General features: G+C 69.8%; 19 protein-coding genes. 5 read left to right on the plus strand and 14 right to left on the minus strand.

What is annotated here, in order from left to right; translation table 11 throughout:
- Positions 1 to 81: 81 nt before the first annotated feature.
- From BCR55_RS20080 to BCR55_RS20100, 5 genes are read right to left on the minus strand one after another with little or no spacing between them, the layout of a single operon-like run.
- Positions 82 to 846 (minus strand): ABC transporter ATP-binding protein, encoded by a 765-nt coding sequence (locus tag BCR55_RS20080; protein ID WP_006404373.1) that lies wholly within the window; start codon positions 844 to 846, stop codon positions 82 to 84.
- Complete coding sequence (locus BCR55_RS20085; protein ID WP_035945743.1) at positions 843 to 1,703, minus strand: ABC transporter ATP-binding protein; 861 nt, start codon at positions 1,701 to 1,703, stop codon at positions 843 to 845. The genes BCR55_RS20080 and BCR55_RS20085 overlap by 4 nt, the downstream gene beginning before the upstream one ends.
- 11 nt (positions 1,704 to 1,714) lie before the next feature.
- On the minus strand, positions 1,715 to 3,526 hold the full coding sequence (locus BCR55_RS20090; RefSeq protein WP_065495628.1) for an ABC transporter permease: 1,812 nt from the start codon (positions 3,524 to 3,526) through the stop codon (positions 1,715 to 1,717).
- Between the two features lie 20 nt (positions 3,527 to 3,546).
- Positions 3,547 to 4,740, minus strand: a complete 1,194-nt coding sequence (locus tag BCR55_RS20095; protein ID WP_065495631.1) for an ABC transporter substrate-binding protein — start codon at positions 4,738 to 4,740, stop codon at positions 3,547 to 3,549.
- Between the two features lie 13 nt (positions 4,741 to 4,753).
- Positions 4,754 to 5,035, minus strand: a complete 282-nt coding sequence (locus BCR55_RS20100) for a hypothetical protein (RefSeq protein ID WP_065495633.1) — start codon at positions 5,033 to 5,035, stop codon at positions 4,754 to 4,756.
- 60 nt (positions 5,036 to 5,095) lie between these two features.
- Here BCR55_RS20100 and BCR55_RS20105 point away from each other — a divergent pair, with 60 nt between their 5' ends.
- Genes BCR55_RS20105 through BCR55_RS20120 form a run of 4 tightly spaced genes read left to right on the plus strand, consistent with a single transcriptional unit; the run spans position 5,096 to position 8,716 of the window.
- A complete protein-coding gene (locus BCR55_RS20105) occupies positions 5,096 to 6,088 on the plus strand; it encodes a LysR family transcriptional regulator (protein WP_006408825.1) in 993 nt (330 codons plus the stop codon).
- Between the two features lie 49 nt (positions 6,089 to 6,137).
- A complete protein-coding gene (locus tag BCR55_RS20110; RefSeq protein WP_065495635.1) occupies positions 6,138 to 7,562 on the plus strand; it encodes an NAD(P)-binding domain-containing protein in 1,425 nt (474 codons plus the stop codon).
- Between the two features lie 36 nt (positions 7,563 to 7,598).
- Positions 7,599 to 8,129: a CMD domain-containing protein gene (locus tag BCR55_RS20115; RefSeq protein WP_053298000.1), complete on the plus strand. Its 531-nt coding sequence runs from the start codon at positions 7,599 to 7,601 to the stop codon at positions 8,127 to 8,129.
- Positions 8,126 to 8,716, plus strand: a complete 591-nt coding sequence (locus BCR55_RS20120) for a peroxidase-related enzyme (protein ID WP_065495637.1) — start codon at positions 8,126 to 8,128, stop codon at positions 8,714 to 8,716. Before BCR55_RS20115 ends, BCR55_RS20120 begins: the two co-directional genes overlap by 4 nt.
- Before the next feature lie 62 nt (positions 8,717 to 8,778).
- Here the strand turns inward: BCR55_RS20120 and BCR55_RS20125 are convergent, their stop codons facing one another.
- The 4 genes from BCR55_RS20125 to BCR55_RS20140 all read right to left on the minus strand — a co-directional run bounded on the left by BCR55_RS20125 (position 8,779) and on the right by BCR55_RS20140 (position 16,044).
- A complete protein-coding gene (locus tag BCR55_RS20125; protein ID WP_006408814.1) occupies positions 8,779 to 10,050 on the minus strand; it encodes an MFS transporter in 1,272 nt (423 codons plus the stop codon).
- A gap of 11 nt (positions 10,051 to 10,061) precedes the next feature.
- Positions 10,062 to 12,293 carry a TonB-dependent receptor gene (locus BCR55_RS20130; RefSeq protein ID WP_006408810.1) on the minus strand — a complete coding sequence of 744 codons (2,232 nt, stop codon included), beginning with the start codon at positions 12,291 to 12,293 and terminating at the stop codon, positions 10,062 to 10,064.
- 224 nt (positions 12,294 to 12,517) lie between these two features.
- Entirely contained in the window at positions 12,518 to 14,317 is a 1,800-nt protein-coding gene (locus BCR55_RS20135) for an ABC transporter ATP-binding protein (RefSeq protein ID WP_065495641.1), read from the minus strand.
- Complete coding sequence (locus BCR55_RS20140; RefSeq protein ID WP_006408813.1) at positions 14,314 to 16,044, minus strand: ABC transporter ATP-binding protein/permease; 1,731 nt, start codon at positions 16,042 to 16,044, stop codon at positions 14,314 to 14,316. The genes BCR55_RS20135 and BCR55_RS20140 overlap by 4 nt, the downstream gene beginning before the upstream one ends.
- A gap of 242 nt (positions 16,045 to 16,286) precedes the next feature.
- Here BCR55_RS20140 and BCR55_RS20145 point away from each other — a divergent pair, with 242 nt between their 5' ends.
- Positions 16,287 to 17,246, plus strand: a complete 960-nt coding sequence (locus tag BCR55_RS20145; RefSeq protein ID WP_226823173.1) for an AraC family transcriptional regulator — start codon at positions 16,287 to 16,289, stop codon at positions 17,244 to 17,246.
- Positions 17,247 to 17,403: 157 nt separating this feature from the next.
- Here the strand turns inward: BCR55_RS20145 and BCR55_RS20150 are convergent, their stop codons facing one another.
- The 5 genes from BCR55_RS20150 to BCR55_RS20170 all read right to left on the minus strand — a co-directional run bounded on the left by BCR55_RS20150 (position 17,404) and on the right by BCR55_RS20170 (position 24,227).
- Entirely contained in the window at positions 17,404 to 20,160 is a 2,757-nt protein-coding gene (locus BCR55_RS20150; protein ID WP_065495644.1) for an Hsp70 family protein, read from the minus strand.
- Positions 20,161 to 20,165: 5 nt separating this feature from the next.
- Positions 20,166 to 22,007 (minus strand): Hsp70 family protein, encoded by a 1,842-nt coding sequence (locus BCR55_RS20155; RefSeq protein ID WP_065495649.1) that lies wholly within the window; start codon positions 22,005 to 22,007, stop codon positions 20,166 to 20,168.
- Complete coding sequence (locus BCR55_RS20160; protein WP_065495651.1) at positions 22,004 to 22,606, minus strand: DUF2760 domain-containing protein; 603 nt, start codon at positions 22,604 to 22,606, stop codon at positions 22,004 to 22,006. The genes BCR55_RS20155 and BCR55_RS20160 overlap by 4 nt, the downstream gene beginning before the upstream one ends.
- A gap of 537 nt (positions 22,607 to 23,143) precedes the next feature.
- On the minus strand, positions 23,144 to 23,761 hold the full coding sequence (locus tag BCR55_RS20165; RefSeq protein WP_065495654.1) for a glutathione S-transferase family protein: 618 nt from the start codon (positions 23,759 to 23,761) through the stop codon (positions 23,144 to 23,146).
- A 97-nt stretch (positions 23,762 to 23,858) separates the two neighbouring features.
- Entirely contained in the window at positions 23,859 to 24,227 is a 369-nt protein-coding gene (locus tag BCR55_RS20170) for a YciI family protein (RefSeq protein WP_006411044.1), read from the minus strand.
- Positions 24,228 to 24,259 lie beyond the last annotated feature (32 nt).

The following is a 24,259-nucleotide window of genomic DNA, read 5'->3' on the forward strand; positions in this document are numbered from 1 at the left end:
GTCGATTCCGTTCGTCATACGTCTGCGCGTTGAACGCGTTGAACACGCGGCACGACATGTCGACGCCGGCGCGCACCGCGCTCACGCCGTCACTGCCTCGCCGCCCAGATAGGCATCGCGCACACGCTCGTCGTCGAGCAGCGTCCTGGCCGCGCCTTCGAGCACGACGCGCCCGGTCTGCAGCACGTAGCCGTAGTGCGCGATTTCCAGCGCGAGGCTCGCGTTCTGTTCGACCATGAACACCGTCACGCCCTGCCGGTTGATCGTATCGATCAGCTCGAGCACCTTGTCGACGTAGAGCGGCGACAGCCCCATCGTCGGCTCGTCCATGCAGATCAGCTTCGGCCGCGCCATCAGCGCGCGCGCCATCGCGAGCATCTGCTGCTCGCCGCCCGACAGCGTGCCGGCGCGCTGCGCGAGCCGTTCGCGCACGCGCGGAAACAGGTCGAGCACGCGTTCGTAGTCGTCGGCCACCGCCGCGCGATCGCCGCGCGTGTACGCGCCCATCAGCAGGTTCTCGCGCACGCTCATGTCGCCGAACAGCCGCCGCGCCTCCGGCACCGCGGCGATGCCGCGTCGCACGCGCTGCGGCGTCGCGAGGCCCGTCACGTCGTCGCCGTCGAAGCGCACGACGCCGCGGCGCGGCCGCATCAGTCCGAGAATCAGCTTCATCGTCGTCGACTTGCCGCTCGCGTTGCCGCCGAGCAGGCTGACGATCTGCCCGCGGCCGACCGCAACGTTCACGTCGAAATGCACCTGCACCGGTCCATAGAACGTGTCGAGATGTTCGAGTTTCAGCAAGGCGTCGGTCATGGTCGTATCGGATCCCGAAGAAAGCGCGCTCATGCGGCCGCCTGCGCCGCTCGAACCGCCGGTGCACCGCCCGCGTGGCGGCGGCCGAGATAGGCTTCGATCACGCGCGGATCGTGGCGCACGTCGCGCGGTGCGCCTTCGGCGATCTTCACGCCGTTGTCGAGCACCATCACGCGATCGGACACGCGCATCACGAGTTCGAGCTTGTGCTCGATCAGCAGGATCGTCAGGCCGCGCGCCTTCAGCGAGCGGATCAGCTCGAGCATCTCCGCGGTCTCGGTCTCGTTCATTCCGGCCGTCGGTTCGTCGAGCAGCAGCAGGCGCGGATGCAGCGCGAGCGCGCGGCCGATCTCGACGCGCCGCCGGTTCGCATACGACAGGCTGTGCGCCGGATGATCGATGCGCGGCGTGAGCCGCTCGCCGAACCCGGCGACGATCTCGCGCGCCTCGTCGCGCAGCGCCGCTTCTTCGCGCCGCACCGACGCCGGGCGCAGCAGCGCGCGTACGACTTCGGCCGCCGCGCCGAGCACGGGCCAGCCCGGCCGTGCCGCGCGCAGTCGTGCATGCGCGCCGATCAGGACGTTGTCGAGCACGCTGAGGTTGCCGAACACGCGGCCATGCTGGAACGTGCGCGCGAGCCCGAGCGCGGCGAGCCGTTCGGGCGCCGCGCCCGTGACGTCGCGGCCGTCGAACGTCACGCTCCCGGCATCGGGCCGGTCCGCGCCCGCGATCAGATTGAACAGCGTCGACTTGCCCGCGCCGTTCGGTCCGATCACGCTCAGCAGCTCGCCTTCGGCAAGCGTCAGGCTCGCGCCGTCGAGCGCCGTGACGCCGTCGAAGCGGCGCGTCAACCCCTGCACGTCGAGCAAGGGCGGTTGCGTGGTGGTCATCGCATTCCTCCTCACACCGTGCCGAGCAAGCCCTGCGGCCGGAACCGGACGAGCAGCAGCAGCACGAGACCATAGATCAGCATCCGGTAGTCGGCCGCCCAGCGGAACATTTCGGGCAGGCCGATCAGCGCGAGCGCGCCCACGATGCCGCCGAGCACGTTGCCGAGCCCGCCGAGGATCACCATCGTCAGCGCGAGGATCGACACCTGCGAATCGAAGGTCTGGTGATTGATGTAGCTGTACAGGTGTGCCGCAATACCGCCGCTCACGCCCGCCGCGACACCGCCGACCGCGAACGCGATCGCCTTGTAGCGGTTCGGTGCGATCCCGTGCGCGCGCGCGGCGACGTCGTCCTCGCGCACCGCGCGCAGCGTGCGGCCCAGGTGCGAACGCAGCAGCCGCACCTGCACGAGTGCGAACGCGATCAGCACGGTCAACGTGAACCAGTACGCAGCCTGTGCGGTCGATGCCCACGGTAGCGGCGCGATGCCCGTGATGCCGAGCGGCCCTCGCGTGAGACCGTCCCAGTTCAGGATCACGAGGCTCACCACTTCGCCGATGCCGAGCGTCGCGATCGACACGTAGTGACCGCGCAACCGGAACGCCGGATACACGAGCAGCGTCCCGAGCACGGCCGTGATCGCACCCGCGCACGGAATCGTCACGGCCGGCGACCAGCCGAGATCCGACGACAGCAACGCCGACGCATACGCGCCGATCACGAGCAGCGCCGCATGGCCGAGCGAGATCTGCCCGACCGTGCCGGCGACGAGCGTGAGGCTCAGCGCGAGCAGGCCGTACAGCCACGCGTTGGTCAGCGTCTGCAGGACATAAGGCGATGCGCCGAGCCAGGGCAGCACGGCCACGAGCGCGATCAGCGCGACGATCGCCGGGCGCGGCACGCGCAGCGCCTTCGCGGCCGCAAGAAAGGTGCCCGTCATCGGCTCGGGCGGCAGCGCGCGGTTCGCACTGAACAAGCCGTTCGGCCGCCAGACGAGGAACACGATCAGCAGCCCGAACGCGAACAGGTCGCGATAGCTCGTGCCGAACAGCGCGACGCCGTAGCTTTCGACGAGCCCGAGCAGCAGGCTCCCCGCGATCGCGCCCGGCACGTTGCCGAGGCCGCCGATCAGCAGCGCGACGACGCCCTTCAGCGTCGCCTGGAAGCCCATCGCCGGATCGATGCTGTTGTAGTACATGCCGACCAGCAGCCCGCTCACGCCGCCGAGCGCACATGCGATCGCAAACACCGTCTGATTCACGCGGTCGACGTCGACGCCCATCTGCAGCGCCGCGTCGCGATCCTGTGCCGTCGCGCGCACGGCCCAGCCGAGCCGCGTGAAGCGCAGGAAGCCGTACAGCAGCGCGGCCGCCGCGATGCCGATGCCGGCGATCAGCAGATCGAGCGACCCGAGCGTGGCGCCGCCGAGCCGCAGATGCCAGTCGGGCAGCGGCGTCGGCACCGCGCGCGGGTCCGCGCCGAACGCGAGCTGCGCGAGCTGGTCGAGGATGAAGCTGATGCCGATTGTCGCGAGCAGCGGTGCGATGCGCGCCGCATGACGCAACGGCCGCAGCCCGATCCGTTCGATCGCGACGCCGAGCGCGCCGCAGCCGACGACGACCGCCGCGAGCGCGACCGGCAGCGGCAGCCCGAAGCGCGTGAGGCACAGCCAACCGATGAACGCGCCGACCATATAGACCGAGCCGTGCGCGAAGTTGATCAGATGCGACACGCCGAAGATCAGCGCGAGCCCGACGGCGAGCAGCGCGTAGATATTGCCGACGATGAGGCCGTTGAGCGTGTAGTCGAGCCAGGATGCCATCGCGATGCGTCCGGTACGGTTCAGCGCGCCGCGAGCTGCGGCTTGGCGCCGTCCCACAGCGCCCACCGGCCCTGCTTCACGACGAGATACACGGTGCGCGCGCCCGCGACGCGGCGCGTCTGCGGATCGAAGCGCACCTTGCCGAAGATCACGCTCGGCACGTCGCTGATCTTCGCGAAGCCGTCGTGCGCCGCCTGGCGCGTCGTGCCGTAGCGGCGCAGCACCTCGGCCGACAGGATCAATGCGTCGTAGGCGCGCGCGACGAACGAGTCGGGATCGGCGTGAAATTTCGCGCGATAGCGCTGCACGAACGCCTGCACCTCGGGGCGCGGTTCGGCCGGGAAGAAGTTCGATTCGGTGTAGACGCCGTCGACGGCCGTGCCGCCCAGTTCGAGGAACTTCGGCGAATACACCGAGCCGACCGCCGCGATCGGCAGCGCGATGCCCGACGTGCGTGCCTGCCGCACGATTTGCGCGCCGTCCGCGTAATACGAGATCAGTACGATCGAGTCGGGCTTCGACTCGCCGATCCGCACGAGCGTCGAACGGAAATCCTTTTCGGCCGGCTGATAGCCTTCGGCCGCGACGACCTGCGCGCCGAGCGCCGACGCGGCCTTCGCAAAGATGTCCTTGCTCGTGCGGCCCCAGTCGGTGTTCAGATACAGCACCGCGATCCGTTTGAAGCCGAGTTCCTTCACGGCGTAGCGCGCGAGCAGCGGCTGTTCCTCGGCCTGGCTCAGCGCGGTGCTCCACAGATAGTCGCCGCCCTTCGTGAAGTCCGGGTGCGAATTCGTGAAGCCGAACTGGATCAGTTGCCCGCGCTGATAAATCGGCGACGCGGCCATCGATGTCGCGCTCGAAAAATCGCCGAGCTCGATCACGACGCGCGGATCGGCGACGAACTTCTGCGCGATCGCCACCGCCTGGCGCGGATCGCTGCGGCTGTCCTGGAAGTCGATCGCGAGCGGCCGGCCGTGTATGCCGCCGCTGCCGTTGATCTCGTCGAGTGCGAGGTCGAAGCCGCGCTTCCACTGCTCGCCGTATTGCGCGTCCTGCCCCGTGAGCGGCCCGCTCACGCCGACGACGACCGGCTCGCCCGAGACGCCTGCCGCGAGCGCGGCGCCCGTCGACAAGCCCCAGGCCGCCGCAAGCGCCGCCACCGTGCCCAGCACGCGCCGCCATGCGCCGCGCGCGTCGTTCCCCGAAACGTTCATGGATCCCCCAACGTCAGTCAATCGAAAAGAGTGAGGGCATGAAACCATCGGGGTCCGGACGATCCAACGAAGTTTTGTGCATATCGATATCGCGGCGCACGCGTAGCGCATCGTGCGCTTCGACGCCGGCCTTCGCATGCCGCATCGCGCAGCCGCGACGAGGCGCACTCATCGTGTTGATTCGATTGCCGTTTCCGGTTCGGCAGCGCGCGTGCGACATGCGCATCGGCGCATAGCCGGCGATGACGACACGCGCGTCCTTCGCATTTTTCGCGCTGTCGATAGCAAAAATCATTATAAGAATCGCGCATGCTCACGCTCCTACAATGCGCAAATCGCATCATCGGAACGCGTCATGGAGCTGCATCAACTCGAGGCTTTTTCCGCCGTCATGTCGGCCGGCAGCGTGACCGGCGCGGGCGAATTGCTCGGCCGCTCGCAACCGGCCGTCACGCGGCAGATCCAGGAGCTCGAGGCCGACCTCGGCTATGCGCTGTTCGATCGTCACGGCCCGCGTGTCACGCCGACGCGGCGCGCGTTCCTGCTTTACGAGGAAGTCGAGCGTTCGCTGATCGGCCTGCGCGCGATCGACGCGCGCGCCCGCGCAATCGGCAGCGAAATCGCTCAACCGGTGCGCATCGCCGCAACGCCCGCGCTCGCGGCCACGATCGTGCCGGCCGCGCTCGCGGCGCTGCCCGACGACGCGCACGCACCGCACTACCAGTTGCGCAGCGAATCGGCCGAGCACGTCGTGCACGAAGTGCTGGCCGGCACCGCGGACGTCGGCGTCGTCACACTGCCGATGGCGCATGCGGGGCTCGACGTGCATTGGATCGCGCAGACGCCCTGCGTTGCGGTACTGGCCGCCGGCGATGCGCTCGCGGCCAAGCCGCGCATCGCGCTGCGCGATCTCGCGCGCCGCCGCATCGTGACCGTCGCGAACCGCCATCGATTGCGCCAGCGGATCGACGCGGCATTCGCCGCCGCGCGCGTCGAGCCGCGCGTCTTCATCGAGACCAATGCGTCGCTCAACGCGGTGATGGCCGCGCGCGCCGGCGTCGGGATCGGCATCGTCGATCCGGCGACGGGTGTCGCGCTGCCGGTGGACGGCGTCGTCGCGCGGCCGCTCGACGTCGACATTCCGTTCGCGTTCGGCGTCGCGACGCCGGCCGGCAAGACACGCACGGCGGCCGTCGATGCGCTGCTTAACGCGTTGCATCGCACGACGCGCGCGTTGTTCGACGATGCGGTCTTTCACGACGCGTCCGCACACGATGCGCTGCTTCGCAGCGACCGCCCGCGCACACGGGCGCGGGCGCGCGGTACGCGCCGGGAGGTTGTCGCATGACGGCTTTCCGCAGCCTTTCGACTAACGATACGATGGACGAACAATTCGCATGACGACCTCACTCGACGCACTCGAATTGCGGCTCGCCGAGGATCTGCGCTGGCTCGACCTGCCCGCGCCGTCGTGGGTGCCGCCGCGCGACGTCGACGGCATGCGCGTGCTCGACGTCGCGATCGTCGGCGGCGGGATGGCGGGGCTCGCGGCCAGCGCCGAACTGCGGCTGCTCGGCATCGACAATCAGTGCGTGATCGATCGCGCGCCGGCCGGCTACGAAGGCCCGTGGGTCACGTTCGCGCGCATGGATACGCTGCGCTCGCCGAAGCAGCTTGCCGGCCCCGCGCTCGGGCTGCCCGCGCTGACGTTCCGCGCCTGGTTCGAAGCGCAATACGGCCGCGACGCGTGGGACGCGCTCTACAAGATTCCGCGCACACAATGGATGGACTATCTGCGCTGGTATCGGCGCGTGCTCGACCTCAACGTGCGCAACGACACGATGCTCGTCGCGCTGCGCCCGCGCGACGACGGCCTGCTCGCGCTCGATCTCGACACGCAGGGCCACGCGCAGACGCTGCTCGCGCGCCACGTCGTGCTCGCCACCGGCCGCGACGGGCTCGGCGGCCCGTACGTGCCGCCCGTGGCGCAACGCGCGCCGCGCACGCGCTGGGCGCACTCGTCGGAGCCGATCGACTTCGCGGCGCTGGCCGGCAAGCGCGTGGGCGTCGTCGGCGCCGGCGCGTCCGCGTTCGACAACGCGGGCACCGCGCTCGAGGCCGGCGCCGCGCGCGTCGACCTGTTTTTCCGCCGCACGGACATTCCGCGCATCAACAAGCTGACGGGCATCGGCAGCCCGGGCCTCGTGCACGGCTATGCCGACCTCGACGACGCCAGCAAGTGGCGCTTCATGCATTACGCGCTGACATCGCAGACGCCGCCGCCGCGCGACAGCGTGCTGCGCGTGTCGCGCCACGCGCATGCCTTCTTTCATGCGGGCAGCCCGATCGAGACGCTTGCCGAGCATGCGGACGGGCTCGAAGTCACGACGCCGCGCGGCCGCTACGTCGTCGACTTCCTGATTTTCGCGACCGGTTTCCATTCCGACTGGACGACGCGCACGGAATTCGCGGCGTTCGCTGCGCACGTGCGGCGCTGGAAGGATCGCTATCGTCCCGCGCCCGGCACCTGGCTCGACGAGCTGGCCGAGTCGCCCGATCTGGGCCCCGCATTCGCGTTCCAGGAGCGCGAGCGCGGTGCGTGCCCGGCCGTGACGCGCATCCACTGCTTCAACCATGCGGCGAGCCTGAGCCACGGCAAGCTGTCCGGCGACATTCCCGCGATCAGCGCCGGCGCCGAGCGGCTGGCGCGCGGCATCGCGAGCCGGCTGTTCGACGCGGACCGCGATCGCCACTACGACGCGCTCGTCGCGTTCTCCAACGCCGAGCTGCAAGGCGACGAATGGCGCGACGCCGATGCGTAAGCGCCTGTTCCATTGACGATGACGGATACCGAAACGATGACCGATACCCTCACGCCGGCCGCTGCGCCGGATACGATCGACCGCGTGGCCGGCCTGCGCGACGACGATGCCACGGCCGTACTGCGTCGCTCACGCGACAAGGTACGGCTGCATACGCAGCTCGGCGAAGCGGCGCTGTTCGATCCCGCGCTGCCCGGCCTGTCGCCGGTCGAGCGTCTGCATGCGGCGCGATATGTCGCGCAGCGGTCGAACGCGCCGGCCCTTGCGTCGCTTTATCGCGCGCGACTGATCGACGCCGGCGGCAGCGACGCCGACATCGCGCGGGCGGACGCCGATGCGTTCGACGCGCTGCCCGCGCGGCTCGCCGCAATCCTCGTGCATGCACGGCTTCTGACGACGTCTCCCGCCGCTGCGCAGCGAGCCGATCTCGATGCATTGAAAGCGGCCGGCCTCACGACGCCCGCGATCGTCGCGCTGTCGCAGCTCGTCGCGTTCGTTGCCTATCAACTGCGCGTCGCTGCGGCCGCACGGGCAGTGCAGGCGCGCGTCGCGAAGGAGGCCGCATGACGACGCATGCTCACGGCTTCACGTTCGACACGCTGGGCTGGCGTGCGTGGCTCGACACCGTGCCGCTCGACACGGCGACGCCCGAACAGCTTGCGGTGCTCGACGCGAGCCATCCGCAGGCCAAGACGTCCGACTACTATCTGCTGCTCGTACACCTGCCCGAAATCCTGCGGCAGCGCTCGGGCGTGTTCAACGCGATCATGTACGGGCCCGGCGGGCTGTCGCGTGCGGAGCGCGAACTGGCGAGCACGGCCGTGTCGCGCGTGAACGGCTGCGTCTACTGCGCGTCCGTGCATGCGCAGCGCTTCGCGCAACTCGCGAAACGCACGGACGCGATCGAGCAGGTGTTCGACGATCCGGCGACGGCCGGCACGACGGCGCGCGAACGCGCGATCGTGCGCTATGCGATCGCGCTGACCGAGCGGCCGGATGCGGTCGGCGCGGACGATATCGCAGCGCTCGAAGCCGAGGGGCTCACGCACGAGGAAATTCTCGACCTGTCGCATGCGGTCGCGATCTTCGCATGGGCGAATCGGTTGATGCTGACGTTGGGGGAACCGGTGTTTGCGGAGGCGGGAGGACGGTAGCAGGGGCGATGTGGCGGGTGGATGTGTCGTCTGTCTTTGCCGTCGGCCCCTGTGGAACACGCTCATGCGGTGCCCTGCCGTCCGCACTCCACCGGCACCGCACCGCCTCTCGGCAGCATCGCGACGAACACGGCCGCCGCCACCGCGAACAGGGTGCCGGCGCCCGCATAGAACGCCGGCCATCCCGTCGCCGCAATCAGGCCCGGCACGCCGAGCAGGCCGAACGTTCCGACGAGACGCCCACTGCTGTAGAACAGCGCATACACGGTCGCCGGCTGCCTGCCGGCTGCCCAGCCGAGAATCGCGCCGCCCATGCCGATGAAGGTCCACGCGCTGGCCGCACCGACCAGCACCGCGCCCGTCGCGGCCAGCGTTCCATCCCCGCGCGACGCTGCGACCGCCAGCACGGCGACGCTCGCGATGCACGCGAGCGCGCCCGTCGCGCAGATCGCCGGCGGCCGCCAGCGGCGCGCAGCCCAGCCGGCCGCCACCGACGCCGCAAGGTTCGCGGCCGGCACGAGCGTGCCGAGCAACGCGCCGATCTGCTGCAACGTCATGCCCAGATCGACGAGCAGCAGCCGGTTGAAGTTGAAGAGCATCATCAGCATGACGGTCAGCGCGATCGTCGCGATCAGCCGCGCGCGCATCGCACGGTCACTCCACGCCTCACGCCAGCCCGACAGCGACCGGCCCGCGCCGCGCGGCGTCGCGCGGTCGGCCTCGACCAGCAGCGCAACGGAGAGTACCGAGACCGCGAGGATCGCTGCCAACGCCACGAACACAAGTCGCCAGCCGAGCCACGGATACCCCCATACGAGCATGCCGCCGCCGAGCAGCAAACCGACCGCCATCCCGCCCATCTTCGCGGCGGCAACCAACGTGCGGCCCGACGGCGGCGTCTGTTCGACGCTCAGCGCGTCGAGCGACAGGTCCATCGTCGCAACGGCCGTCGTGGCGACGATGCCGAGCGCGAACAGCCATGCAAAGGGCGCACTCGGTCGCGCCGCGATGCAAAGCGTCGCCGCGACCGCGACGAGCTGCGCTGCGACGATCCAGCCGGTGCGATGCCCGAGCCAGTGCAGCCTCCGTGCATCGAGCCATGGTGCCCACAGGAACGCGACGCCGAACGGCAGATACAGCGCATAGACCCACTGCAGCGACGCGAGCGTCACGCCCTGCGCGCGCAGGATCGGCGCGAGGCCGCCCTGCACGAAGCCCAGCACGCTGCCGATCGCCACGTAGAGGATCGCGACAACCGTCAGCACGCGCGCGACGCCGTGCGCCGGGGCGACGGTCGGCGTTCGATCGCCGGCAACACGAAGCGGTTCGCTCATCGTCGCCTCCTTCAAAGCTGCGTGGTGAGACCGATGCCGACGACGCGCGGCTGGCCGACGCGCACCGAGCCGACGCCCGGCGCCCAGCCCTGCCCCGCAACGACGTAGCGGCGGTCGAACAGGTTCTCCGCGAACCCGTACAGCGTCCAGTTCCGATACGTCCAGCCGAAGCGCAGGTTGACCACGCTGTAGGCGGCGAGATCGAAGCTGTTGCGCACGTCGACCGCGCGCGAGCCGACGTACTGCCACGACGCATCCGCATTGAAGCGTCCCGGCAGGCCGACTACCGTCCCCGGCAGCTCGCCGTGCGCGCCGAGATTGCCGGTCATGCGCGGCACGTTCGGCAGGCGGTTGCCCGACTGCGCGCCCGTCACGTCGCCGACCGGCACGGACCGCAGTTCGCCCTGCGTATAGCCGAGCCCTGCGGTCAGCCGCAGATAGCGGGACACCTTCGCGCCGAGTTCGAGTTCCGCGCCGAAGGTTCGGTAGTCGAGCGATGCAGGCATGAACAGTCCGCTCGACGGGAAGAATGCGACGAGGTGGCCGTTCTTCACGTCGTTGTAGAACACCGAGCCGTCGACGCTGAGCCGCCGGTCGAGCCACAGCGACTTGAAGCCGAGTTCGTAGGTCCAGCTCGTCGACGCCGGAAACGACGACTCGCGCCGGCCCTGCGGTCCGTTCACGGTGACGGCCGGATAGCCGGCCGACGCTTCGCCACGTGACACCGTCGCATAGGTCATCAGCGTGTCGGTCCAGTCGAATGTCAGACCCGTGCGCCCGGTGACGAACGTGTCCCTCAGACTGTCGTCCTGGCGGAACCGGGTGACGACCTTCGGGTTGCCGTTGCCGTCGAATGCGTAGCGTGCGTCCTTGCGTTCGTAGGTCGCGCGCAGCCCCGTGATCGCCTTCAGCCGCGTCGTCAGCGGCCAGCTCGCCTCGCCGAACCATGACACGCTGTCCGTGTTGATGCGGTTGTGCTGCTGGCCGTTCTGCGTCGTCACGAAGTTGAACGCGGCCGGTGATGCAACGGCGTTCGTGTCGTTCGTGAAATGCGCATGGAAATAGTTGATCCCGGCCGTCCACATCACCGGGCTGTTGTCGCGCGAATTCAGCCGCACTTCCTGCTGGAACGTCGATTCGCCGAAGCGCATCTCCGTCTGGTCCGCGCCCGGCACGTCGAACAGGCTCGCCGGCCGCTTCGACAGCGCCGAATAGATGAGCCCGTCGGTCAGGTCGAACCGTTGCACGTTGCGCGAATCCTGATAGCTCGTCAGCGACGTCAGTCTGAAGCGGTCGAAATCGCGGTCGACCCGCACGCTGCTGCCCGCGTCGCGCCAGCGGCCGTACGTGGGCGGGTTCAACCGAATCTGCGGGAAATCGCCGTTCTGCATCAGGACAAAGCGCGGCGCGGTCGTTTCGGTCTGGTCGACGAAACCCGACACGGTGACCGATGTGCGATCGTCCGGGACCCACAGCACGGTGCCGCGCGCGGCGCCCACCTTCACGCGCCCGTCGCTGCCGCCGGTCGCAAGGTTCGGCACGGTACCGTCGAGGTTCGACATGCGCACCGCGACCCGCGCGGCCACATCGTCGGACACGGGGCCGTTGCCGATCATTTCGCCGAGCCAGCGGCCATGCGTGCCGGCTTCCGCTGTCGCCGTGAACTCGCGTTTGAAGGTCGGCTGCTTCGTGATCACGTTGATCGCGCCGCCCTGCGTGTTGCGGCCGAACAGCGTGCCCTGCGGGCCACGCAGCACCTCGACGCGATCGATGTCCATGAAGGTCGGCGGCGCGCCGGTGGTCGCGCGCGGTACGTCGTTGACGTACATCACGACCGATGCGTCGTCGGCCGCCAACGGCATGAACGAGCCCACGCCGCGAATGCTGAACACGTTCGCGTAGGTCGCACCGATATCGGCGAACGCGAGGTTCGGCACTGCGCGCGCGAGACCCGCGTTTCCGGCCGACGGCGCGGCATCGACTGCGAGATCGGCGCCGCTCACGGCCGTCACGCTGACCGGCACCTTCTGCTGCGATTCGCTGTGACGGCGTGCGGTAACGGTCACGGCTTCGAGTTGCGTGCCGACGAGCGGCTCGGCAGGCGCCGTCGGCGTCGATGCCGGAACCGGCGCCGACGCGTCATCGCCAGCCGCCTCGGCAAGCGGCGGCCACGCCAGCGCCGCGGCCAGCGCGAGCGACAGCGGCGCGAGCGGCCGCCCCGGCCGACGGGCGCGCCCATGCACGGCGTCGCGCGATGAGACAACGACTTGAAGGGCGGATTGATGGGCGGACCGATCCGATCGCGCAGCACGCGATGCCGCCCGGTTCGCGTTGGCGGTACGACAGTAACGACGACTCATGAAGCCTTCCTCTGCTGGTGCCCCGTTCGCAGCGGGCCGCAGGCGGCCTCGTCGCGAACCTCGTGAAGCGTGGTAATGGTGACTGCGATGAAATCGAACGGCCGCGCTCACGCGTGCCCGGCATCACGTGCGAGCAGGCGCGCGTAGCGTCCGCCGCGCGCGACGAGCTCGGCATGCGTGCCCTGCTCGACCGCGCGCCCGTCGTCGAGCACGACGATGCGGTCGGCCTGCCGAATCGTCGACGGACGGTGCGCGATCATCAGCACCGTGCGGTGCCGACGCAGCCGCGCGAGCGCGTCGTGAAACGCGCGCTCGCTTTCGGTGTCGAGACTCGACGACGCCTCGTCGAGCACCAGCACCGGGCTGTCGCGCAACAACGCGCGCGCGATCGCGATCCGCTGGCGCTGGCCGCCCGACAGACGCGCGCCGCGCTCGCCGCAGCGCGTGCCGTAGCCGTCCGGCAGCGCGACGATGAAGTCGTGTGCCTGTGCGTCGCGGGCGGCCTGCTCGACCGCTGCGTCGTCCGCCTCGGGCCGGCCGAGCCGGATGTTGTTCGCGATGGTGTCGTCGAACAGATAGACGTCCTGCGGCACCACCGACACGTATTGCCGCAGCCGCGCAAGCGGCATGTCGCGCACGTCGACGCTGCCGACGATCACGCGGCCTGCCTGTACGTCCCTGAAGCGCAGCAGCAGGCTCACGCACGTGCTCTTGCCCGCACCCGACGCGCCCACGAGCGCGACGGTCTCGGCCGGCTTCACGTCGAAATCGACGCCGCGCAATGCAGGCACGCGCGTGTCGTCGTAGGCGAACCCGACCTGCTCGAAACGCACCGTCGCATCGGCCGGCTCCGCGGTGCCGCGGTCGACGACCTGCGCGGGCTGCCGCTGAATCGCAAGAATTCGCTCGACGCCCGCCTTCAGTTCGCCCAGCTTGCGCGCGGCCTGCGCGACTTCTGCGAGGGGAATCAGCGCGGCGCCGACGAGCACGACCGCGCACGGCAACCATGCGACGGCCAGCAAGCCGTGCTGCACGAGCACGGCCCCCGTCACCAGGGCCGCAAGCAGCGCACCGGCCTGCAGCAATTCGATGGCCGCCTGCTCGAGCCCGGCGCGCGTGCCGTAGCGGCGCTGCTCGTGCTCCATCGTGCGCACGCGCGCAGCAACGCGGTCGAGCCACGCCTGCGCCTGACCGAAAGACGCGATCTCTTTTCTTCCCTGAATGCCTTCGATCACGTCCGCGTCGAGCTTCGCAGCGGCCTGAGCCAGCGCGCGCCCCTGCCGATGCGCGCGATCGCCCAGCCAGAACGGCACCGAAGCGAGCAGCGGCAGGAATGGCAGCAGCGCGAGCGTCAGCCACGGCTGCACGAACGCGAGCGCGACGAGTGCCAGCAACGGGACGATGCCGGCGGCGATCGCATCGGCGAGCGTATGCGCAAAAAAGTGCTCCATTTCGTTGGCGTCGCGCGTCGCGACGGCCGCGAGCTCGCCGGTGCGACGCCCGGCCACGTAGCCAGGCGCCGCGCGTTCGAGGCCGTCGTAAATGCCAATCTGCATCGTCTCGATCAGCGAGAACGCGAATTCGTGCGAGACGTGCGCCTGCCACCAGCGCCCGCCCGCGCCGGCGGCCACGGCCACGACAAGCGCCCATGTGCCCGGCAGCCATGCGTCGGCCGCCGCGCCAGCGATCGCGATGCCGATGAGCCAAGCGCAGATCGCGAGCGTCGCAACCATTCCGCCCTGCGCGAGCACGGTCGCGACGATGGTCAACAGCATCAGCCGCTCCTGGCCGCGCGCGAGCTGCAGCAGGTCCGCCCAGCCGCTGCGCCCGGCTAGCGCCGCGTCGCGCGCGTGCGTCGCACCGTCTCGGCCATGCGCGGCCGTCGTCGTAGTCGTCGTCGTGCTCATACGCTTTCCTCCCCTGTTTCGCCGGCCTGCGCGGCCAGCAGGCGCGCATATAGTCCGCCGCGCGCCTTCAGCGTGTCGTGATCGCCCTCCTCGACGATCCGCCCGTCGTCGACGACGACGATCCGGTCCGCGTGTCGCACCGTCGCCAGACGATGCGCGATCACGACGAGCGCACGTTGTCCGGCACACGCCTCGATCGACGCCTGAATCGCCTGCTCGCTCGACGGGTCGACGTTCGAGGTCGCTTCGTCGAGCAGAAGGATCGGCGCGCCCTTGAGCCATGCGCGGGCGATCGCGAGCCGCTGGCGCTGGCCGCCCGACAGCTGCGCGGCACGCTCGCCGACGGGCGTCGCATACCCCTGCGGCAAACCTTCGATGAAGTCGTGGACATGCGCGACGCGCGCGGCGTCGCGAATCGCGTCTGCATCGGCGTCGGGCCGAGCGAACCGCAGGTTGTCCTCGATGCTGCCGTCGAACAGCACGATGTCCTGGAACACGGCGCCCACCTTCTCGCGCATCGCCGCGAGCGGCAGGTCGCGCAGATCGACGCCGCCGATCCGCACCGAACCGTGCTGCGGGTCAGCCATCCGAATCAGCAGCGCGCCGAGCGTCGACTTGCCCGCGCCGGACGGGCCAACGATCCCGACGAACTCGCGCTGCCCGATCGTGAGCGACACGTGCTTTAGCGCGGGCCGGTCGCTGCCCGGCCACGTGAAGGTCACGTCGTCGAATACGACATCGGCGTGCTCTCCGGGCGCGCGCGGCGACACGGGTTCGCGCACTGGCGGTTCTGCGTCGAGCAGTGCGGCGATCGGCCCGGCGGCGCTCGCGGCGCCCCACGCGATATGGAACGTCTTGTCGAGCCGGTCAACCGGCCGGAATGCCTCGCGTGCGAGAAACAGCGTGATCAGCGCCGTCGTCGCGGGCAGCACACCGGAGGCGGCGCGCGAAGCATTGAGCGCCGCGACGGCCGCGACGCAGCCGAGCCCGAACAGGCCCGTCACGCCGTTGCGCATCAGTGTTGCGTACAGGATGCCCATCGCCTCGCGCCGCAACCCTGCTGCCGCCGCGACGAGCGACGCTCGGCGCGAGCCGGCCGCATCGAACGCCTTCAGCGTCGCGATGCCCTGCAGGCTGTCGAGCATCGTCGCGCCGAAACGCCCGATCGACGCCATCAGCCCCGAGGCCCGCGGCCGGCATAGGCGCAGCCAGACGCGATCGATGACGGGCACCGCGAGCACGCAGGCCGCCAGCACGCTCGCCGACAGCGGATCGATCCACGCGACCGCGCCGATCACGGCAGCGCAGCCGACAAGCGCGACGCACACGGCCGGAATGTAGCGTCCGTAGTACGTCTCGAGCGCTTCGACACCGCCGACGATCGCGTGCTGCAATTCGGCGGTGCGTCCTGCACCGCCATGCGCGCCGAGTGCAAGTGCCTGAGGGAGCAACCGCGCGCGCAGCCGCGCCTTGGTGCGGCTCGCGGTGCGCAGCGCGGCGACTTCGCCGGCCCACATCAGCGCGATGCGCGCCAGTGCGAACGCAGCGAAGCCGAACGCCCATCCGGATAGACCGCGCAGCGACGCGCCGGACCATATGGCCGCGATCCCGAGCGCAAGACATAACGCCTGTCCCGCGTAACATGCGGTCACCGCGAGGCCGATCGCGACGCTGATCGCGATATCGGCATAGACGACTCCCGCGAGCCGCCATAAATGACGTTGCATAGGGTTCACCTCCTTGATCCGCCAACATCCGCAATGATATTTTTATTGGGAATGCGACTCATTCTCATTTCGTATGAATGTCGGCGAATTCCATATGCGGGTCCGGTGAAATCACCTCTATCCCGAAAAATTTGCGATTAGTCTTGCGGCCATCGAGGAGCGTGGGTCACGTCCGAATCGCCGCAACTGCCGTGAAGTAGATGACAGGAGTTGTGCGTATGCATCCATTGACAGTACCCGGCGTGTCCGCGACGGGCGTCGCCACGAGTCATACATGGACCGTCGCCCGCGGAAGCGCAGAGGGGAGCAGCTACGCGATCGAACGCCTGAATTGCGAGTCCGGCTTCTCAGTCGTGCGCTCCAGCGTGCTCTCCGAGCGCACGTTGGCCGAGGCGTGCAGCCACGATGGTGTCGAGCGGCAGCTCATCGTCGCGATCGCGCTCGACGGCGATTCGGAATTCCGTGACCGGCGCGGCGAACGCCTGCCGTTCTCGGCCGGCCACACGACGGTGTCGGTCTTCCGCAGCGGCGGGGGCGAGCGTCGCCATGGGGCAAACCGGCTGGTACGCCAACTGCGGCTCGTCGTCTCGGAAAGCGCGCTGACAAACTTCGTCGGCGAAGCGCGCAGCCGCGAACTGCTCGGGCCGGCGCTCGGGCACTTCGAAGGCTTCCGACAGCTCGCGTTCACCGCGAACAGCGGGAACCCTCATCTGCGCTTCTTCTGCAGCCCCGATCTGCTGCAACAGGACGGCCTCAGCCTGCGCATCCACGCGCTAAGCCTCTTGGCCGATCAACTGAGCATGATCGCGCCCGAACCTGCGCGCTGCGGCCGGCTCGGCGCGCGCGATCTCGACAGGCTTGCGCACGTCGAGGCGTTCATGCGTGCGCATCTCGACAAGCCGCTCAACAACGCGTACCTGTCGGCCACGCTCGGCATCAGCGAATACAAGCTGAAAGAGTGCTTCCGGCAGGCGTACGGCACGAGCCCCGCGCGATACTTGCTGGAACTGCGGATGTATCGTGCGCAGGAGTTGCTCGAAGCCGGCCACCAAGTCGCCGAAACAGCCTACCGCGTCGGCTATCAGCACCCGAGCAATCTGAGCGCCGCGTTCACGCGCTTCTTCGGGCGCACGCCGAAATCCGTGCTCGGCAACCGATCCCCTCGGGCGAATATATCGGTATCCGAATCGAACCGGACGTAGACGAGGATGAATCATCGTCGCGCATCGACGCCGAGCAGATTCCCGCCGATTTCATGATGTCCCGGCCCTTGATGCGCGGCGCAGCACGAGACGCCTGGCCGCGAGCGTGCGACGAGATCACGATGTGCGACTCGTGCGACGGAGCGACCTGGCCCCCTCAATCCCCCAACAACTTCAACCCCGCCGGCAACGTCTCACCGAACACCCGCACCGTATCGGCCTCATCGAACGCGACGACCTCGCGTACACGATCGATCCACGTCCGCGACACGTTCGCGGCCGACAGCCGCCGGATCACCGCGTCGCGCGTATCGTCCGGCAGATCGCGTTCGCGGTCGCCCGTCAGCTGCGCGATCTGCGCGGCGGCGAACGCGGCAGGCTCGACCTGTTTCCAGTCGAGCGCGAACAGCGCGTCGAGCCACCGGCACGCGACGTCGGCCGGCACGACGTTGTGCGCGCTGCCGTAGAACGGACGTCGCGCGCCGACGCGCCCGAGCGCCCAGGCGCGCAGCGCGCGCTCGGCGGGCTTCTGCGCGGGCGCGATCAGCCGTTCGCCGAGTTCGATCTTGCGTTCGATCGGCAGCCGTTCGAGCGACGCCGACAACCGCATCATGTCGGCCGGCCCCACCTTGTCGGGATCGAACGGCAGCTTGCGTCGCTTGTCGTCGGGCGACGGCTCGAGAAACGCGATCGCGTCGCGCACCTGCATCTGCGCGTCGTCGTCGAGGCCGCCGGCCGCACGCCGCCACAGCGTCCACCATTCGGACCATACCTGCGCGTCGTTCACGTACTGGATGCCGTCGTCGAACAGCGGCCACAGCTGTTCGATGCGCCAGGCATCGAGCGGATGACCGAAGCCCGGCCGCACGCAATAGCCGGCGAGATTGAGCCATGCCCGTTCGTGATCGGCCGAGCGCCGGCGTCGGCGCGCCCGCGCGAGCAACGCGTCGAACAGCTCGCGCGCGAGCGCGACGTCCCATTCTTCGCGCGGACCAAGTACCTGCTCAAGTTGCGCACGCAACCGTCTCGTATCCTTCGGCGTCACGTTCGCCGCGCGGCTGCCGAACGACCGGTCGATCAGTTCGAGCGCCTGGTCGATACGCGGATGCCGCGCCGGCGCGGCGCCGTCCTGCTGTGCCGGCGCGTCGCCGCGCAGCTGGAATTCGAGGCGCCAGCGGCGCGCGGCATCGTCGGTCGCGATGCAGTGCATTTCAAGCGTGCCGACTTCGGTCAGCGATGCGGTCAGCTTCACCGGCGTCTCGCGCGCGCCGCCGTCGGCCTGCCCGTCGACGACGGTCGCGATCGGCGGCAGCCGCACGAAGTCGCCGCCGTCGAGATCGACGAGATCGCCCGGCCGGTACGCCGTATCGGCAACTGTCGACATCAGGTGAAAGCGCACCGGCTGCCCGAGCTGCAGCGCAAACGTGCGATCCTCGAGCCGGATCTCGCGGCCCTCTTCCGCACCGCGCGGCAGCAGGCACACGCCGCGCGGCCGCCCGTCGGCCGCGCCGTCGTCGAGCACGAGGAAATAGCTGCGCGCCGAGCCGCCGCCGATGCGCGGCGCATGCCCGGCGCGGGCGAGACCGTATGCGACCGCACCGCGCGCGACCGCGACGTCCGAATGCGCGTTGTGCAGCACGTCGAGCGGCGCGCCGCGCCACGCGCCGAGCGTCTGCGCGAGGCGGCCCGCCAGCGCGTGCGCACGAAACACGCCGCCGTTGAGCAGCAGCGTGTCGGGCAGCGGACCTTCCGCGTGACGGTTCAGGAACGCGGCGACGTGCCGCGTAACGGCCGGATCGCTCGCGTACGGCAAGCCGAATTCGACGATCGCCGCACGCGCACGCTGCGGCAGCTCGTCGGCCGCGACCTGCGGAAAAAAGCCGTCGACGACGATCTGCTCGACCTCGCGGCGCGTCAGCTCGGCCGAACGTGCGCCGCCGACGAGCCGGCTGCCGGCACCGAGCAGCGTGACGGTCACCGATTCGGGCGCGTCGTCGCCGAGCAGGCGCTCCTTCGCCGCGCGGCAACGCTCGACGAGCTGCGACAGGCTCGCGGCCGACAGCCGCGTGCCGGGCTCGGTCAAGCGCGTCTCGACGAGGCGCGCGAGCGCGAGGTCCATGTTGTCGCCGCCGAGCATCAGATGATTGCCGACGCCGACGCGCGTAAACGTCGGCTCGCCGTCGTCGCCGGGCGCGACGTCGACGAGCGTCAGATCGGTCGTGCCGCCGCCGACGTCGCAGATCAGCACGCGTCGCGGCGCAGCGAACGTGTCGCGCAACGTCGCACGCTGGCCGTACAGCCAGTCGTAGAACGCGGCCTGCGGCTCCTCGAGCAGCCGCAGCGCAGGCAGCCCCGCGCGTCGCGCGGCCTCGACGGTCAGCGCGCGTGCGCCGTCGTCGAACGAAGCTGGGACGGTCAGGATGACATGCTGTTGCGCGAGCGGCGCGTCGGGAAAGTGCGCATCCCATGCCGCACGCACGTGCGCGAGATAGCTCGCGCTCGCATCGACGGGCGACACCTTGTCGACGCCCTCGGCAGCGCCCCACGGCAGAATCGGCGCGAGGCGATCGACCGATGCGTGCGACAGCCAGCTCTTCGCGCTCGTGACGAGCCGGCCCGGCACCTGCGCGCCCAGCGTGCGCGCATACCGCCCGATCACGGGCGGCGGCGCATCGTCGCGGCCGGCCTGCGCGGGCGCGCCGGTGGCCTGCCACGGCAGCCGCAACGCGTCCGCCGCCAGTTCGCCGGGCGCCGGGTGATAGCGCACCGACGGCAGCAGCGGCTGCGCGGCGACCGCGCCGGCGCCGACGAGCTGCTCGACGTCGAACACGCGAATCGCGTCCGAGCCGGGCTCGACGTAGGCGACGACCGTATTGCTGGTGCCGAGGTCGATGCCGACCGTATAGCGCTTCATTACGCTCAAGCTGTGCCGCGCACGTCGAACTCGACCTTCCAGCGCTCGTCGGTGCCGCTCGGGATCGCTTCGAGCTCGAGCGTACCGGCCTCGGTCACGCGCGCATGCAGCCTGACCGGCACGATCTCGCCGACGGTGCGTCCTTCGGCCGGCAGCGTCGCCTGAATTTCCTCGAGTTCCTGCAGTTCGTCGGGCGACCAGAAATCGAGCAGCGTGCCGACTTCGTCCTGACGACGCACCGACGAGCCGAAGAAGCGGAAATGCACGGGCTCGCCGACGACGAGGCCGAATTCCTGCGGCGGCAGCGCGGCGCTCGTGCCTTCCTCCATCCCGAACGGCGCGACGCAGAGCGCCTGCACCGGCGGTTCGAGCCCCGGCACGGCCGGCATCGCCGATTCGATCGCGACGTAGTACGCACGCGCCGTACCGCCGCGAATCCGCACGCCGCGGCCGCGCTTCACGTAGCCGTAGTACGCGGCGCCGCGCGCGACCGCGAGATCGAGATCCGCGCCTTCGAGCAGCCGCGCGGGCGGCGCGCCTTCGGCGGCGAGCCAGCCGTTGAGCGTGTCGAGCACGCGCTGCGTGAGCAGCGTCGACTTGAACACGCCGCCGTTGAACAGCACGGCGGTCGGATGCAGGAACGTCGCGCCGGCCGGCAGCGTATGCTGCACGCCTTCGAGCGCGTCGAGCGCCGCGACCTGCCGGCCGAGGAATGCCGCGAGATGACGCGTGATGCCCGCGTCCTGCGCATACGGCAGGCCGAGCTGCGTCAGGCCGACGCGCGCGCGCGTCATCGGGCGCGCGGCCGCGTCGACCTGCGGGAAGAAGCCTTCGAGTATGGTCTGCGTCAGTTCCGCGCGCGTCAGCTCGGTGCGGATCGAGCCGCCGATCAGCTTCGAGCCGCGGCTCGGCACGACGAGCGGCACCGCGTCGGTCGTCGGGTCGGACAACAGCGTTTCCTTCGCGCTGCGGCACGCGTACGTGAGCGCGCGCAGTTGCCACGGATCGGCCTGCGTGCCCTGCTGCGCGAGCTTGCGCGCGACGACGTGCGCCAGCGCGAGATCCATGTTGTCGCCGCCGAGCAGGATGTGTTCGCCGACCGCGACGCGATGCAGCTCGAGATTGCCGTCGCGCTCGACGACCGCGATCAGCGACAGGTCGGTCGTGCCGCCGCCGACGTCGACGCAGAGAATCAGATCGCCGACCTTCACCTGCTTGCGCCAGCCGCCTTCGCTCTTCTGGATCCAGCTGTACAGCGCAGCCTGCGGCTCCTCGAGCAGCGTCATCCGCGTATAGCCGGCCGCGCGCGCGGCCTCGGCCGTCAGTTCGCGCGCCGCCGGGTCGAACGAGGCGGGGATCGTGACGGTGACGTCCTGCTCGACGAACGGCGCGTCGGGATGCGCGTGATCCCACGCTTCGCGCAGATGCGTCAGATAGCGGATCGAGCTTTCGAGCGGCGACACGCGCGTGACCTCGGGCGGCGCATCGCTCGGCAGGATCGCCGCGCGGCGATCGACGCCGGGATGGCACAGCCAGCTCTTCGCGCTCGACACGAGCCGGATCGGCGTGCCGGCGCCGCGGCTGCGCGCCATCTCGCCGACCGCGAAGTCGCGCGACGCGGTCCACGGCAGCGTCAGGTCGCCCTGCGTGAGTTCGCTCGGATGCGGCAGATAGAGAAACGACGGCAGCAGGTCGCGCGATTCGAGCGCGCCGGGCGCCGTGAGCTGCGTGATCGGCAGCACGTGCTGTGCGATTTTTTCGCCGTCGCTGGCCGCGCTGTCGACATACGACAGCGCACAGTGCGTGGTACCGAGATCGATACCGATCGAATAGCGCGGATCGCTCACAGTTCCACCTCCGCCGGCGCAATCACCGACGCGTCGTGGCTGCCCGTCAGCTTCGGCAGACGCACGTCCGCGACGCGCCAGCCGCGATGGCTGACGGTGCCCGTAAACGGCGCCGACCCGACGACGTTGCCAGTCACGCGCACGGCCGTCGCATCGAAGCCGGCCGGCAGCGTCACGCGGCTGCCTTCCGCCTCGTCGCGCACCGGCACGATCGTGAAATGTTCGCGCAGCGCAGCGCGGCAGCCGTCGTGCACGAGGCGTGCAGCCGCGCCGATGTCGGCGTCCGAGTAGCCGGCGATGTCTTCCTCGACGAAATCGATGAAGCGCGCATCGCGCTGCAGCAGGCCGAGCAGTTGCAGGGCGGCCTGCGGGCTCGCTTCGCGCAGCTCGGGCGCGGGGGCTTTCGCCGCGGACGCGGGCGCGGGTGCCGGCGCAGCCGCCGGTGCGGGCGCTGCGGCGGGCGTCGGCGCGACCGGTGCCGCGGCGCCGTCGCGCAGGCGCAGCACGTTCGCGGCGAACTCGCGATTGCCGAGCACGGAGAAGAAGGTCCCGACGGCGAGCGACAGCCGGCCGAAGAAGGACAGGTTGGATTCGGGCATGGGGTCTGGACTCCTGTGGGCTCGCCGCACGGCGAGCGTCTTGCCTGGCCCCGGCCGGCGGCGCGCGTCACGACGCGCGCGCCCGTCGCCCGGAGCGCGATTCTGGCCCCCTCGCGGGGTGCGGAAAACCCGTATTTTGCCCTGTGGCGGGCGAACCGGGACAGAAGTCGGGGGACAGACCATGCCGGGCGCGGCGGTCGTCTCGGGAACAGGCGGTACGGCTCGGGCGACGGCGCGCCGGGGTGGATTCGCGGATAGGCCGTGCATAGGCGCGCGATGCGCACTCGCGCCCGCGGCGCGGCGCGGCGCCGCGCCGCGTCGGCCGCGTACTCGCGACCTCGAGACAGCATCGAGCGTCGGCACGCAGGTCGGCGATCGGCATGTCGCGCCCGGCAACCGAGCGCGACCGCGCCACCGATGACGGGGCGCCCTCGCCGCGCCATGCGCCGATCGCGCCGCTCGCGATGACCGCGATGACCGCGATGACCGCACACACGGCCGGCTACCCGGCGTCCGAACGCTCGCGCGATCGGCCGATCACGCGGCCTTCGTCGCCTGCGCGATCCGTTGCGGCGCGGTCGGCCGCGCATACATCCGCTCGAGATACGCGCGCAGATTCGGGAACGTGTCGATCAACCCGTACTCGCCCGCCCAGTCGATCAGATAGGCCGTCACGCAATCGGCCACCGTCAGCGTATCGCCGACGATGAACGCGCGCCCGTCGAGATGCCGCTCGAGAATGACGGCCATCGACGCGAAATCGTCGCGCGCGAGCGCGATGTCGGCCGGCAGCCGCTTGTCGGGCGGATACAGCATCGTGTGGCGCGCGATGCGCCACAACGGCTGCTCGAGCTCGGTCACCGCGAACATGATCCAGCGATACGCGTGCGCACGCTGCGCGAGATCGACGGGCAGCAGGTGCTTGTCCGGATACTTGTCCGCCAGATACAGCACGATCGCCGCCGACTCCGGAATCACGAGGTCGCCGTCGATCAGCACCGGCACCTTGCCGGCCGGATTGATGCGCAGAAAATCGGGGCGGCGGTGCTCGCCCTCGAGCAGGTTGACGGGCACGAATTCGAAATCCACGCCGAGTTCCTTGAGTCCCCACAGCGCGCGCTGCGTTCGCGTGCCGGCAAATCCGTAAAGCTTCATCGTTACGCTCCTTTCGGTTCGGAAACGCGTAAACAACCGCCGACCGCGGACGGCGACGCAGCGCCGTCGCGACGCCCGCCCGCCGCCGCGACGGCGATCATCCGCGCGGAATCTCCAGTACGGGCATCACGTCGATCGTCTCGCCCGGAAAGATCGTGAAATGCGGATGCCCTTCGAACATCCGCGCGGCGTCGTCGTGAGACGCGGCGCGCACGATGGTGAAGCCGCCGAGCGCGTTCGACGTATCGTCGATGCCGCGCGCGCTGACGGTCTTCGTCTTGCCGAGCGGGCCGCCCATCTCGACGATCGCGTCGCGATGCCGATCGGCCCACGCACGCCACGCGGCGATCCCTTCCTGCTCCTTCGCGCGCCGCGCCTGTTCCGGCTGCGCGATCCACGCCTGCATGCGCGGGCTATCCTTGCTGCCGAGGAAAACCGCGAGATACAACTGCTGTCGACTGCTCATGTGTCCTCCGTCCGAGTGCGCGCGCGGCACCG

Origin of the sequence: Burkholderia sp. CCA53, from assembly GCF_001685525.1 — a bacterium.
In the GTDB taxonomy this organism is placed as follows: Bacteria; Pseudomonadota; Gammaproteobacteria; order Burkholderiales; family Burkholderiaceae; genus Burkholderia; species Burkholderia multivorans.